Raw genomic sequence first — 14,275 nt, 5'->3', positions numbered from 1 at the left:
ACGCGAATAAACGCCGATGGAAATGACTGGTATGTGGGAGCGGCCGGCGCCCCGGCGCAGGTTCTTTCATGCAGACGGGGTGGCGTAAGGGAGACCGTGATCGTTTATATGAAACGCGGCCTCGTTCCGTTCGCGCGCATGGCGTGTAGGGGCGAATAATCATTCGCCCCTACAGGGGGGCTGCTTGCCAGAGGGGCGTTTTATCCTTCGTTGTCACGGGCCGTCCGTGATGGGGGTTGATCTGAAGGAAAGCCGCCAATGAGCGCCGGCAGGCGCCGATGGAAATGACGGGGATGGGGCAACACCGGTGTCCAGGGACGAACGAACCTTCCCCTTCAGCGGGTGTGGCCGGGAAGTTCGATGGTGGCGCAACTGCTGCCCGGGGAACAGCTCTTGGTGGTGACCTTGGCGCCTTCGCCACCGGAAGAAGACGATCCGCCCATCATGTAGCTCACCCGGCTCAGGACCCGCTCCAGCTCTTCTCCCTGGCACTTTTCGCACTTCATTTCCACGGGGGCGCTGCTGCTGGATACGAGAACTTCCTGGATATGATCGCACCGGATGCATCGAAATTCGTAGATCGGCATGGCTTCACCTCGCGTGTTCATGGACTCGTGCCTTGCAGCACCGCCCGCCTCTTAACAAACCCATGCCGGCAAGTCAATCCGGGATGGCCGAGCGGACCGGCATAGAGCCCGCCCTTGCGGAAACGGCTCCACTTCTTGGGTAGGGGCGGGGTTTATCCCCGCCCGCTGAGCGCGCGGTGGTGGAGAGACCTGATGAAAAAAGACTCCCCGCTTAGGATTTTGTCCCTGTGTGCTCCGGATGAGGAGCGGTCGTGTTTCGGGTGCTGCCCTCCCATCCGACCCGCCCGCTACGACCCTCTCGACTGGGTCGGAAGTCTCAAACGGGAATTTCGGGACAACCGGGAGTCCCTTCTTCGGCGGTCCCGTCCGTGGCGGCCCGTCGTGGGGTTTTCCTGCTGGGCCCTGGGGTATCTGGATGGGCAGGGCCGGCGGATCGGCTGCCTGCTCCACCCCGCGCAAAACGGCGGCCGGGATCTTCGGGACGCCGTGGGATACCGGGCCAAGTGCGCGCGGGAGCAGTGCCTGGCGTCCCGGGTCTTTTCGCGACTGGATCCCCGGGAGCAGCGATTCTGGCTGGAGCCGGCCGCCGGTCTGAACGCCTTTTTCTACTCGAGCCCCCGGGCCAACCCCCTTTTCCACGTCCTCTTGTGGGGCGAGCGAGTTCTGGGCGCCCTGGCGTCCCTTGCGTCCGTCCGGGGCTGGTCCGCCACCGAACTGGTCTGGCGCTATCCCTTCCTCACCGATTCCCGGTACCGCCCCCGCGCCCATCGATTTCTCGCGGAAGTGCTGCTGGAAGGCCGCCCTTTGCAGGACCTGCCGGAAAACGACCGCCTGGAGGCGGCCATGGGCCGGCTGGCCGATCTTTTGGAATCGGGGCTTCGGCGCCGTTGGCCCGAAAACGACCAACGGGACACCGTCCATGTGCATCGGGCCGGGACGCGGGAGAGCTTCGCCGACTTCGTCCGCCTTCGGCTGGGGTGCTTCAAGGCGCCCCGTCAGATCCTGCGCTCGTTGGAAAAGGAGGCCGTGAACCACGCCCGACACCTCCTTTCCACCCCCACTCACCCGTCCTCTAATCCTCTAATCCTCTAATCCTTTAATCCTTCCATCCTTCCTTCCGCGAGTCGTTCCGTCACCTGCTCGCAGGCAAAGAGGAGGGATTCCAGATCCAGGGTTTCCAGCACCCTTTCATCGAAAAGAAACTTCACCCGGGCCGGGAATCCGTCTTCCGGATCTTCCGGCCACCACAAGAGGCGAAGGGGGACCTTGGGAAGAACTTGGCACTCGCCCATCCAGTCGGCTTCGCCGTTTTCCGCCTCCAGCTCCACGAACCAGGGGGCGGCGGCCCGGACCAGGGCGTTGCGGTCCGCCGCGAAAGCCTTGGCCAGCGGTTCCTCGCAGTGAGCCCGGAGGCTCTTGATCTTGGAGATGGAGTTGGGAAGGCTTTCCATTCCCACCCAGGTGCCGGAAGGTTCCACGGCTCCTCCGATCACGTAGTTGAAAAGAAAGATCTTTTCCCAGGGGTTGATCTCGCGATCCGACAGGGAGACCACATCGGAAGGGGAGATTTGGACCACATCGTCCAGATAGGGGAGCGTGAGTCGCACCTGCCCGGTGTCGGGATCCTTTTCCACCTCGGCGCCCAGCCGCGGGGCCAGGGCTTCCAGGTCCCACCCGGCCAGTTCCTTCCTCAAAAATTCCAACGTCTTTTCGAAGCTTTCCCTCTTTCTTCCGATGCCCGCTTCGAGCTGCCGATCCAGGCGGCTTTTCAGGCCTTCCAGGCCCTGCGAATCCAGATGGGGGCAGGAGTTCACGGGGATCTCGCCGACCACCGCCTGGGTGGCATAGGCGAGACAGGTGGGCCGGCCGCATTCGCCGCAATTGGTCTTGGGAGTTAGTTTGAAAAGGTCGATGGGGGTGATCCTGTTTTGGATCATCCGGCGTCTCTGTTGGTCCATGGCCGCCTCCTGAGATCTCACCGTTTTCTTTCATGCATAAGTACGATGGCTCCGCTTGTCAGGGGGCGGGCGGGAAAAAGCGGCTTCATGCCGATCTTGACGGTGGCAAGGCCTCATCTTAATTTTTCAGTGGCTCTTAAATCCTGCGTGGTGGATCGGCGCAAGCCGCGATTCGGATTCAACACAAGGAGAGAAACAAGGGAGTGAAATGGTGGTAGCCCCGGCTGCAAACGTGGTGGACGAGATCCTTCACATGAAAAAGCGCATGGATGCGCTCTACCGCAGCTGCCTGGAGGCGGCCCGACGCGGCCCGGAGCCTGACGAAGGCGAAGGAAAGGCCCGTCCATGGGAGCCCGCCGTGGATGTGTACGAGGACGAGCGCACGTGGATCGCCGTGGTGGATCTTCCCGGGGTTTCGGAAAAGGACCTTCTGGTGGAGGCGGCGGAAGGAGAAATTTTCGTCCGAGGAACAAGTTCTCTGCGAGAACCGGCGGGCATGAAGGCGGTCCTCCGGGAACGCTCCTGCGGGCCCTTTCAGAGGAGGCTCGTGATGCCCAAGGAGGCGGCACAAGACCGGGTCTCGGCCGAGTTCCGCGACGGGGTGCTCACGATCCGCGTTCCCAAGAAGGAAGTGGATTCCAGAAAGATCGTGGTGCGGTCCGATCTCTGAGCATCCCCCGATTTTCCTTGACACGTCCGAATATCTGAAGACATAGGAGCACGGAAAAGGCGAGCTCCGTGCCGGCCCGGCCGGCGCTCGGGGCGGTTTCAGAAAACCCTCAAACAACACTTGTCAGAGGAGGCTTAAAGACGATGGGAAACCGATTCCGGACCACCCTGCTTTTGGCGGCCTTGACGGTCCTGATCGTCGGGATCGGAAGGCTTCTGGGCGGCCCGCAAGGGATGGCGATCGCCTTGGTGTTCGCCGTCGTGATGAACTTTGGGACCTACTGGTTTTCGGACAAAATCGTGCTGGCCATGTATCGGGCTCAACCGGTGGACGAGCGGGAGGCGCCCGAACTCTACAACATGGTGCGGGAGCTGGCGGCCAGCGCCGGACTCCCCATGCCCCGGGTCTATATCATTCCCAGCGAAACCCCCAACGCTTTTGCCACGGGTCGAAACCCGGAACACGCGGTGGTGGCGGTGACGGAGGGCCTTTTGCGGCTCCTTTCGGCCCATGAGGTCCGCGGCGTTCTGGCCCACGAGCTGGCTCATATCAAGAACCGGGATATCCTCATCGGAACCATTGCCGCCGCCATGGCGGGGGCGGTGATGTTCCTGGCGGACATGGCCCGCTGGACCGCCATCTTCGGCGGCTTTCGCGGAAACGATGAAGAGGGGGAAGGGGCCGGAGGCCTCTTCGGAACCCTGGTTCTGGCCATCGTGGCGCCCATTGCGGCCATGCTGATCCAGATGGCCATTTCCCGATCCCGGGAGTACCTGGCGGACGAGACGGGAGCCCGCATCGCCGGACATCCCGAGTCCTTGGCCAGCGCCCTGGAAAAACTGGCGGTGGCGTCCGAGAGAATCCCCATGGTGGAGGCCAAGCCGGCCACGGCCCACATGTTCATCGTCAATCCCTTGTCGGGAAGGAGCCTGGTGAACCTGTTCAGCACCCATCCGCCCATCGAGGAGCGGATCCGCAGGCTTCGCTCCTTCGCCTACTGATTATCCGGGCGACGGCGAGAGGCACCCATTCGAGGCACGGCTCAGGCCGTGCCTTTTTGCTTTTGACAGGCCTTCCTTTTTTCATTAAAGGTGGCCGTTGGGCCTCATGTGCGCCCTTTCACATCATTCACCAGGGGTCCGGTGATAAGAAAACAAGGATGAAACAATGGCTACCGTGATTGTCGTAGGAGTGCAGTGGGGCGATGAAGGAAAGGGCAAGGTGGTGGACCTGCTCACCGGGGACGCCCACTGCGTGGTTCGCTTTCAAGGGGGCAACAACGCCGGTCACACGCTGGTGGTGGGCGGAAGAAAGATCATCCTCCACCTGACGCCTTCGGGCATCCTGCACCGGGACAAGGTGTGCATGATAGGAAACGGGGTGGTGGTGGATCCCGGAGTGCTCCTCCATGAGCTGGGGCGCCTCAAGGAATTCGGCGTGGACGTGACTCCCGAGCAGCTGGTGCTGAGCCAATACGCCCATGTGATCATGCCCTACCATCGGCTCCTGGACGCGGCCCGCGAAGTGAAGAAGGGAGCGTCCAAGATCGGCACCACGGGGCGCGGTATCGGGCCGTGCTACGAGGATAAGGCGGCCCGTTCCGGCATTCGAATCCATCACCTGCTGGATGAGAAGGTGTTTCGACAGCGGCTGGAAGGCGTGCTCGAGGAAAAGAATTTCATGTTCCAGCACTACTTCGGCCGGGAGCCCCTGGATACGAACGCGGTGGCCGACGAGTACCTGGAATACGGCCGCAAACTGGCTCCTTTTGTGGGCGATGTGTCCGTGCGTCTGCAGCGCGCCCTGGAACGCGGCGAGAACGTGCTTTTCGAAGGAGCCCAGGGAACGCACCTGGATATCGACCACGGAACGTATCCCTTCGTCACGTCGTCCAACACGGTGGCGGGCGGCGCCTGCTGCGGCGCCGGAATCGGCCCCACCAAGATCGACCAGGTGCTGGGGATCCTCAAGGCTTACACCACCCGGGTGGGCGAGGGCCCCTTCCCCACGGAACTCACCGACCCCACGGGAGAGCGGATCCGGGAATGCGGCGGCGAGTTCGGGTCCACCACCGGAAGGCCTCGCCGGTGCGGCTGGCTCGACCTGTGCGTGGTCAAGGACTCCGCCCGTCTGAACGGCCTGACCAGCCTGGCCATCACCAAGCTGGACGTGCTCACCGGTCTTCCCACGCTCAAGGTGGCCGTGGGCTACCGGTGCGACGGCCGGGAGCTCGACGGCCTGCCCCGGGAAATCGAGCTCATGGAGCGCTGCGAACCCGTCTACGAGGAATTTCCCGGCTGGGAGGAAGACATCCGGGGCGTGCGCCGGTTCCAGGACCTTCCCCGAAATACGAAGAATTATCTCAAGGCCCTGGAAGAGTTCGTCGGGGTGCCCTTGAGCATCGTCTCCGTCGGCCCCGGCCGGGAAGAGACCATCGTCCTGTCCAATCCCTTCTCCTGACCCATGAGACGCCCGGAGCGCCCCGCAAGGGCCGCCTCGCCCGCTGGGCGCAAAGGACGCCGCTGAAAATCACGCCGACAAAGCAAAGAGCCGCACGGGAACCCCCCCTGCGGCTTTTTTGATCCCCTCCGGTCCGCCGGTGGACATTCCGTTTGCTCCCGCGGGAAAGCTGGTCTAAACCTATCCAAAAAACCAAAAACCTTTGGAAAGGATTCCCATGACGACCGTGTCCCGCCGGCACCGCCTTGCTCTCTTCCGGTCTTTTCTGATTTTGGCCTTTCCGGCGCTCCTTCTGGCTTCCATGCCGGCGGGCGCCCAAACGGCGTCCGGTCCGCGCCAGGCGGTTTCCGATTCCGCGGCGCAGACAGTTGCGGACGCCAAGGCCCGCGAGGCTTTGCGCGACCTTGCGCAAAAGAACGCCCTGACGGTCCGCGCCCTGATCGGCTACGGTCGCCTTCCGGCGACCGCCATGGGCCCCTTGGCCGGTCTTCGCGCCAAAGGCATCGATGTGCTGGGGGCGACCCCCGAGCAGCTGTCCACCATCCTTCAGGAACACAAGGCGGCCCTCAGCCCGGCCGAAGTCCAGGCCCTCAGCCAGGTCGCCGATGCCATGAACGAGGTCCGCCAAGGGGCTTCCGGTGCCGAGAATCCGCCCGCTGCGGCTCCATCCACACAGGCACCGGCAGACAGTGCCGACTCCGGCCTCTCCGCGCTCCAGCCCCTGTCGCCCATGCCTCTGCCTCCAGCGCTTCCCATGGTGGAACTGGGCAGCACGCAGTACGCCGGCATGATCACCACGGCCAAGGAAGCCACCCGCATCCTCATGGGGGAGATGAGCGAAGCCCAGGCTGCGCAATTCGAAAAGCGGTGGGCATCCTACTATGACTTCCCTTCGCAAGAGATCCTCGAATACTTCCGGACAGCCACGCCCATCCTGGCGGAATTTCTGAATATTCGAGGCGCCATCGCCTCCACCTCCGCAGCCTTCGACGAGGCATGGACGGAAGCGCAGTTCGCCGCGGCCTACGACAGCGAGGAAGGGGCGGCGTCCGCCTTGGCCCAGGCCAATATGCTCAAGGACTATCTCGTCTCGCTGGAGGCCCGCGCACGGCAGCTCGCTCAGGCCATGGAGGCCCTGGGGCAGCCGCCGGATCCCGTCGAGGCCAAGGAAGAGGCGCGAGCGCGCCACAAATCCGCGGTGGAGACCATCGCCAGTCTTTTTGCCCAAAAGGCCCCGCTGGAGGGCGTCTGGTTTGGTTCCGGGGAGGGGGACACAGACGGATGGATCGAAGGCATCAAGGGGATTCCGCTCCTCTTCGTGGTGTACGCCGTGGGAGATCCGCAAAATCCCACCTATCGTGCGCTTTATCTGGACGCCAACGACAATGAGGATAAGGAAGACCCCTTCATCGGGATCTTCGGCATGAACCCCGGCGATTCGCCGTATATACCCGCTCTGGCTCCATATTTTGAAGAAACCAGACTGAGCCATACCTACGAAGTCAAGGATGGGGACGAAACCAGCGTCTTCCGCATCAATGCCGAGAAGCTCGAGGAGGGAGAAGACCGCGTGGAGTACCCGCCGCCCGTGGCCCTGGACACGGTGGAGGCGGCCTATGAAAAGATGCGCCGCAAGCTGGACGCCCGGCGAGCGGAGCTGGAAGACACCAAGCTCGCTCCCACCGAAACCATAGAGGATACGCACAAGCAGGTCGCAGCCCGCATGGGAGCGGAAGTGGGACTGAGTTTGGCAGAAAAAGCTTCCCTGTCAGAGCTCAACGACGTCCGCCGCCACAACCAGTGGACCCCGATCTTCATTCAGGCCGCCCGCCAGTGGCTCAAGGAACGCCCTTTTTCTGAAAAGACCACGCTGGCCCAAGATCGAAAAAGATTCTCCGCCTTGTTTGCAAGTACGCTCGGTCCGCAGGCTCCGCAAAAGGAACAACCCGCGCTTGCCCAGACGGCGAGGCAGGGAACACAGCCTAAAGAAGAGGAGGGCGCCGCCGATGCCAAGGGGGCTTCCCAGGCCGAAGAGGCGGAACGCCGCGCGAAACTGGAGCGCATCGAGTTCCACAAGCAAAACATGATCATCATCCAGCGCAACCTGGAGCGGGACCGGGCGGAGCTGGCCAAGGAAACGGATCCCGAGCGCAGGGCGCAGCTGGAATTCCGCATCGTAGGGGCCATGGCCGACCTGCAAAGCGAGAAGGACCTGGTGGCCTCCATCGAGACCGGGGAACTCGTCCATTCCCGCTCCCCCTTCGACGACTATGCCCATGCGGGATTCGTCGCCAATATCCGCAAGAGCCAGCAGCGCATGGAGCATTTTCAGCGATCCAGCGATGCCCTGTTCAAGCTGGCCGGCATGCTGCCGGGGGAGGAGGGACGGGAGGCCCGCGCCTTCGTGGAACGCCAGCTGACACCGGACGTGCGCCTGAACATGGATCAGACGGCCGTGAAACGCATCGCCGACGCCCTAGGCAAGAAAGTAGAAGGGCACTTCCTGGCCATCCAGGCCCAGAGCGACGAAGAGGCCGCCTATGCCAACCTGGGCCTGGAAGCCTCCCAGAACATCAAGAGCGCTGCGGACACCGGCATGATGGTTGCCTCCCTTTTCGGCGGCCAATATGTGGATGCCGCCTACCAGGCCGCCACCGGGTACATTGAGGGAGGTCCTACGGAGGCGGTCCTGCGCACCGCCGCGCTGTTCGGCCCCACGGCAGGGGCCGCGGCCGAGGCCATGCGCGGCTATCAGGAAGGAGGTCTGGAGGAGGCGCTCAAGCGGGGTGCCGTTTCCTTTGCCCTTTCCAAGGGCCTGGAATACGGCATGGGCAAGGTCCTCGGAAAGCCGAAAACCGGCCCGGACGGACCGGATGTCCCCACAGGGAAAAAGCCCCTGCAAACCGTGGACGGACCGGACGTGAAGACCACCAAGAGCGGAAGCGTTCCGGAAGCACCGGCGGTGAAGCTGCCCAAATCTGCGGATCAGCGGGCTCTCGAACAATTCCAGAGGGCCCGAAAGCAGGGCGAGAATCTGGTGGAGGATTTCCGGCAGGCGCAAAAACGCCTCTCCCAGGCCGGCTCCTCCGGGGCCTCTGCGGAGGAGATCCTGCGCCTTCAAGCCGAGGTGCGTGAGAAGGTCGCGGCCATCAACGGCAACCCCCACGCCAAAAACTTCCTGAAATACAAGGGAGATCCCCTTTCCCAGAGGGCCTACAACGCCCACCTGCGAGCCGTTCATGCCGACGTGGAGGCGCGGTTCCATGAAAATATGCGGGCCAGGGGCTGGAATCAGCAGCCCCTCAAGGAAATGCGCAACTCCTCCAGCGCCGGTTCCGTGGGCATGGACTTCGATATCGGACTCGACGAGCAGATGGTGCAGTCTCTCACCCGCGACGGCAAGCCCGCCAAGGTCCACCAATGGCAGCAAGACGCCCAGAGGGCCTGGGAAGAGGCCTATGAGGCCTCCACCGGCCGGAGCGCAAAGCAGGCATGGGAAACCGTGACCACCAGCGGCCACGCCGAAAGCTACAAGGATCTGCAGTGGCTGGAAAAGGATAAGTCCAAAGTCTCCAGGATCTGGGGGCAGCAGGCCGCCGACGTCACCCGCTACAAATCGTGGCACATGCAGGGGGATCCCGATCTGAGCCGCATGGAAAAGCTGCAGGAGATCGCCCGCGGCGCGGCCAAGGACATGAAAACAAAGCTCGATCCCATCCTGGACAAGGTGAGGCCCACTTCGAGCAAGGGCCTTTCCGATCTCGACAAAGCCCGCAGACATTGGAACCAAGTGAGAAAGGTTCTTGCGGACTTCGGTGAAAACAACATCGACCCCATCACCGCCGAGCGGCGCATCCGGGAGCTCACCGGCGGAAAGAGCATTCCGGATGTGGTGGAGGACATGACCTACCTCTTGGAAGGGGCGCTCAAGTTCGCAAACCTCCGTTGAAGGTCCCGATACACAACAGGGAAACGGCCGATTCCACAGGAAGATCGGCCGTTTCCCATCCTCACGAGGCGGCGGCCAGGCGCACCAGGGTGGCGTGGTCCGGCTCCGGGGCCCCGCAGCGCGGACAGCTCCCTGCGCCCGGAGTGTAGAGCCCGCCGCAGGCCATGCAAACCCGCTTCTGTTGGTCCAAGGAGACCTTCTCCGGCCATTCCATTCCGGCGATCTTGAAAACCCGATCTCCCAACTCGAAGTAGTCGAAGAGGTCCTCGGTCATAGGCAGGGTGATCGTTTTGCCCCTATCGGTGCGAATGCGAGCCCGAGGCCGGAGGACCACCTCGTCGGGCAGGCCCCCATCCCGGCGCCTCCTCACCTTTTTCATGAAAAGGTCTTCCACCACCCCGCTCCAGCTCTTCTCCGATCCTTTCCGAGCCCGGAGCGCCAGGAAAAAGGTCACCACGGCCGCGAAGCCGAAGGAATAGAGCACATCTTCGTTGATTTCCCCCATCTCCCACCAGATGACGCCCAGGATCACAGGCAGGATGACGGCGAAAAAACCCCATGCGTAGATGCGCGAATGACGACGGTAAGTGCGCAACCATTCTTCCGTCTGTTGCGGGGTGAGGGGTGCAGACGCTGCGTTCGGATGTCGGTGCGCCGTACTTTGCGTCATGGAAATCTCCTTGAGAGTTTCGACTGTCTCCTTCCCGCCCCGTCAACGGGAGCAGGCAGGACGGGGTCAGGGCAGGGAGAGCACGTGTTTCCGGAGCCGGTTGCCGTCGACGGCCAGGTACTGCGCCCCGGACGAGGTGAACACGGCCCGCGGGGGAATGACGTCGTGCGTCCGGTCCTCACCGCCGAAAACCACGATGTGCATCCTCTTGTCCTTGTCCATGGCGAAATAGACCAGGTGCTTCCCGTCGGGACTGAACTGCGGCGGCTCTTTGTCGTAGATTTCCCGAAACTCCGGACCGGCCTGGCCGTCCAGGTACGCACGCCAACTCTTTTTGCCCTTCTCCAGCCAGGCCACCCGTCCGCCGTCGGGACTGAAAACAATTTGGCGGGGGGATCCTTTCCCCCGGCCCACCTCCTTGCCGTCCACGACCACCGCGTAGTCCTGGTCGTTCAACCGGAAGCCGGCGGCCCAGCGACCGCCGTCGGGGCTAAAGGCCTCTCCGCCGATACTCTTGAGCGGGCCGAATCCGTGGGACACGATCCGCCCATCCACCACCAGAAAAGCCTGCTTGTCCCGATAGGCCGAGTAGATGTGGCGCGATCCGTCGGGGCTGAAGACGGCGGGGTTCCAGATTTGGTGGAATTCGGGGCCGATTTGGCCGTCGATCACCATGGATTCAACGTTTGCGCTCACCTGGGCCACGAAGGCGTAGTGGGCACCGTCGGAGGTTACCGTGAACTTGTATCCGGATCCCATGGTGGGCGTGAGTTCCTCGCCGTTGCGCACCAAGAAGCGGTTTTTGTCCTCCTTCTCGGCGATATACCAGAGTTCGGCGCGGTTTTTCGTGAAAAGAGGCCTTTCGACGATGCTTCGATACTTCCTTTCCTCGGAGCCGTCTTCGCGGACGACCATGGCAAACTCGGCACCCGTCTCGGGGATTTTTCCTCTTTCCACCCACGCGGCCTCTCCGTCGTGGGCTATCGCAGCGGCACTCATGGCAAGGCGGTTGGCCGTCCGGCGGACCTCTTTGCCGTCCAGATAAACCACGTTGGACCCTTCCGTGCGTCCCCCCACCAGGAGGTGGTCCCCGTCGGGACTGGCGGCCATGAACTCGATCTCGTCGAACGCCAGCACCTGGGCTCCATTGCAGACCAGCACCTCCTTGTCGCCCATTTCCGCCTGAAAACAGAAGCGACCTCCCCCGGGGAAAAAGCCCATGCCGTAGGTCATGATATCGTCATACCAGGAACCGGCTACGCCGTTTATAACGACGCGCTTCTTTCCATCCTCTTCCCCCTCCACCCAAGCCACCTGGCGCAGATCTTCGGAAAACCGTACGGCCTGCTTTTTCAGGGCGTACGGCGGGAGCTCGAAATCAGGGTTTTCCATCGGCGGGGGAAGCGCCGACGAGGCGGACGTGGACAGGGGGTCCCGTTGCCCCACGGCGTACAGCCGACCGTCGTGTTCGTAGACATCTCCCGGCATGGCCACCAGCACCCAACCGATGCGTCGGTAGTTATACTTGAGGACGCCCAGTTCATGGTTGCCCACATATTTCTTCACCTGGTAGGCCATGTAGACGCCCACGGCGCGCGGCCCTACGGGGCGGCCGGAACGGGCATCGGCGCTCGGGGTCCAGCGCGCCGTCCCTTCATGGCTCTCCTCGAACCCGATATCGGAGGCACCCGATGCCTGGTCCACGGGGAAGAAGAGAACGCTCTTGCCCACCACACGGTAGGCCACCTTGTCGCGAACTTCCTGGTCGCTCAAAGGGATGGCGGGATTTTCCGGGGCGTCCACTCGGATGACCACGGGGGTGCCCAGGGCGGCCACGCCCAGGAAGCGATGGTAGGATGCCCCTTCCTGGGCGAGACGTCCCGGGTCGGGTAGGAAAGAGGCTCGGTTTTCGAAAAACCCGCGTTCCCTTGCGGCTATCGGTGGATTCTCGGGAAGAAGGTTCGGCGCCACGCGCTCAAACCAAGGCTCGTCCGCCGCTGTGGCCTGTCGCAGCCCCTCGATTCTCAACTTGACACGGAAGGTGCCGGGGACCTGATCGTTGATGGGAAATTCCAGGCCGTCCTGAGGACCGGCATCGGTGGGGAGGGGGGGCGCCAAGGTGGACGGTTCGGGTGCAGCCTGGGCGGTCTCAGGCCCACTCGATTCCGGTTGCCCAGCCTCATTCGGTACTTCCGGGCGACCGTCCGCCGCCTGGATCCAGCGTTTGCCGCCGCTTCGCAAAAGAGCCCCTGCGGGCACGACGGCTGCTGGATCAACCGGGGCCCACGCGAGATGCCCGCCGCACTCCAGAAAAGCAGCCAGCTCATCCAGCTCCTCCCGAAAAGACGCCATGGCGGGATCCGACGTCCATTGCCGGATCCGCTCCAGATCCGCCTCCAACAGGTCGAGCCCGGCCTCCTGGCGCATGCGCAGGGCCAGCTTGACATATTTGTCCGACAAGCGGCCCCAGCCCCGCAGCGCGCGCACCGTGACCTTGCCCTGCTGCTCCATCTGCAAAAGCCCGTCGGGACCCGTGGCGATTTCCACCTTCACGGCATCCGAGGAATCCGCGGCGCACCAAGCCGCCGGCGGCGCGAGCAAAAAGAACGGCATCGTCAAAATGAACAAGAAAAACCGCATCGGAACCTCCAGTTTACAGGAGCAGCCATCGGGAAAACGGCACGCGAAACCACCCCCCAAGGGCGATCATGTGCCATGGGCCTCCTTGCGAAGCGCCCGAACCACGGCAGTTCCGTCCTGCCCCCTGGGCACGGGGATGCGGACGGAAACGCGATGCCGAAAGAGGTACAGGATCCTCCCGGACATCATCAGGACCGAATAGACCAGAAGGATATGCGGCAGGGGGGCGTTCTCCATCCTGACCGATTCCAGGCGGCTGCCGAGCATCCCCCAGGAATGCACCGTGCCGTTCAGGTACACGCCCCGGCGGCCCACATACACCTGTCCGGGCCGATGAAGATCGCGGCGGCGTGTGAGTCGGGGGAGCCCCACGGCCAAAAGCCACAAGACGGCCATAAGCCCCATGAGGACCGCGAAAACGCCAACCGAAGCCGCGTCCCGCAGGGCGATCATGAACCCCAGGCCGACCACCAGGGAGACGGCGAAGATCAGAAACCACAACGCCTTCTTCCGTTCGATCTCCTGTCCGAAATTCCACCGGACGTACCGGAGCCATTCTTCGGGCTCGTAGGTGAAGTGGGCCAGATGGCGCCCGGCCGCCATCTCCCGAAGCAGGATGATCTGGCGCCCGAAAAGCCCCATTCCCGCCAAGGCCCCGAAGAAAAAGACTCCCCCCACGAGGATGGAGGCGTAGGCGGCGCCGCTTCCCCCGGTGCCGTACACAAAAGGCCAGGCCGTCATGCCCGCAAAGACCGCGGCCAAAAACGCGGACCAGCGAAACCCTTGGGCTGCCGAGCTCGTCTCCACGATGCCGGGCGAACCAAGCGGCACGGCAAGGGCAGCAAGCACGACAGCGGCCGCCGCAAGGAAATGCGGCCAATATTCTCGGAGGGGATACTGGAGATGGGCCAGGATGGAGTAGAAGCGAAAGTCCTCCGCGCCGATCCTGCGGTACTCCAAGTAACGGGATCCTTCTCCTTCCTGGAGCGCCACGTAGCCGTGCCGGCCCGGCAGGGACGAAAGGGGGGCGGAGCCCGGTTCCCTGTAGTCCACGCCTCTTGCCTCCACGTCCCGGAAAACCCCGATCCAGGCCGGATCCTTCGCGTCCGTGACACGGCCGGCGGTTTCCGCCGCCACGAACTCCGCCATGGAGCGGGGCTTTCTTTCCAACGAGGCTCCGGGATACACCGCCCCTCGGCGCTTTTGCGCTTCCAACCGTTCTTGCCAGTCCACGGATTCCAGGCGGATCAGCACCGGAGCCGGGAACCACCAGGCCATGAGCAGGCCCACGGCGGCGACGGCAACAACCACGTGACGAACGACAAACATCATACGGACCCC

The 14,275-nt window shown here is 63.1% G+C and carries 10 protein-coding genes; 5 read left to right on the top strand and 5 right to left on the bottom strand.

The genetic code is table 11. The annotated features are described in order from the left end of the window. Positions 1–335 precede the first annotated feature (335 nt). Positions 336–587, bottom strand: coding sequence for an FmdB family zinc ribbon protein (locus BUB04_RS08365; protein WP_073038585.1), 252 nt, complete (start codon positions 585–587; stop codon positions 336–338). 192 nt (positions 588–779) lie between these two features. Here BUB04_RS08365 and BUB04_RS08360 point away from each other — a divergent pair, with 192 nt between their 5' ends. Further along, a complete protein-coding gene (locus tag BUB04_RS08360; protein WP_073038546.1) occupies positions 780–1,679 on the top strand; it encodes a hypothetical protein in 900 nt (299 codons plus the stop codon). On the opposite strand, the gene BUB04_RS08355 is transcribed toward BUB04_RS08360, so the two are convergent. After that, positions 1,676–2,545, bottom strand: coding sequence for a DUF3786 domain-containing protein (locus BUB04_RS08355; RefSeq protein WP_073038545.1), 870 nt, complete (start codon positions 2,543–2,545; stop codon positions 1,676–1,678). The genes BUB04_RS08360 and BUB04_RS08355 overlap by 4 nt on opposite strands. A 208-nt stretch (positions 2,546–2,753) precedes the next feature. Between BUB04_RS08355 and BUB04_RS08350 the strand changes: the two genes are divergently transcribed. The 4 genes from BUB04_RS08350 to BUB04_RS08335 all read left to right on the top strand — a co-directional run bounded on the left by BUB04_RS08350 (position 2,754) and on the right by BUB04_RS08335 (position 9,624). Continuing rightward, on the top strand, positions 2,754–3,215 hold the full coding sequence (locus BUB04_RS08350; RefSeq protein ID WP_073038544.1) for an Hsp20/alpha crystallin family protein: 462 nt from the start codon (positions 2,754–2,756) through the stop codon (positions 3,213–3,215). 143 nt (positions 3,216–3,358) lie between these two features. Next, positions 3,359–4,216, top strand: a complete 858-nt coding sequence (gene htpX / locus BUB04_RS08345; protein ID WP_073038543.1) for a zinc metalloprotease HtpX — start codon at positions 3,359–3,361, stop codon at positions 4,214–4,216. Between the two features lie 166 nt (positions 4,217–4,382). After that, positions 4,383–5,675, top strand: coding sequence for an adenylosuccinate synthase (locus BUB04_RS08340; protein ID WP_073038542.1), 1,293 nt, complete (start codon positions 4,383–4,385; stop codon positions 5,673–5,675). A gap of 217 nt (positions 5,676–5,892) precedes the next feature. Then, entirely contained in the window at positions 5,893–9,624 is a 3,732-nt protein-coding gene (locus BUB04_RS08335; RefSeq protein ID WP_073038541.1) for a hypothetical protein, read from the top strand. 61 nt (positions 9,625–9,685) lie between these two features. Here BUB04_RS08335 and BUB04_RS08330 read toward each other — a convergent pair whose 3' ends face one another. The 3 genes from BUB04_RS08330 to BUB04_RS08320 form a co-directional block, all read right to left on the bottom strand. Beyond that, on the bottom strand, positions 9,686–10,294 hold the full coding sequence (locus BUB04_RS08330; RefSeq protein ID WP_143156417.1) for a DUF7489 domain-containing protein: 609 nt from the start codon (positions 10,292–10,294) through the stop codon (positions 9,686–9,688). A gap of 66 nt (positions 10,295–10,360) precedes the next feature. Then, positions 10,361–12,934 (bottom strand): TolB family protein, encoded by a 2,574-nt coding sequence (locus tag BUB04_RS08325; protein ID WP_073038539.1) that lies wholly within the window; start codon positions 12,932–12,934, stop codon positions 10,361–10,363. A gap of 66 nt (positions 12,935–13,000) precedes the next feature. After that, positions 13,001–14,266, bottom strand: a complete 1,266-nt coding sequence (locus tag BUB04_RS08320; RefSeq protein ID WP_073038538.1) for a hypothetical protein — start codon at positions 14,264–14,266, stop codon at positions 13,001–13,003. Positions 14,267–14,275: the final 9 nt, after the last annotated feature.

This window comes from Desulfacinum infernum DSM 9756, assembly GCF_900129305.1.
Classification (GTDB): domain Bacteria; phylum Desulfobacterota; class Syntrophobacteria; order Syntrophobacterales; family DSM-9756; genus Desulfacinum; species Desulfacinum infernum.
This window is presented reverse-complemented; position numbering and strand designations above follow the sequence as displayed.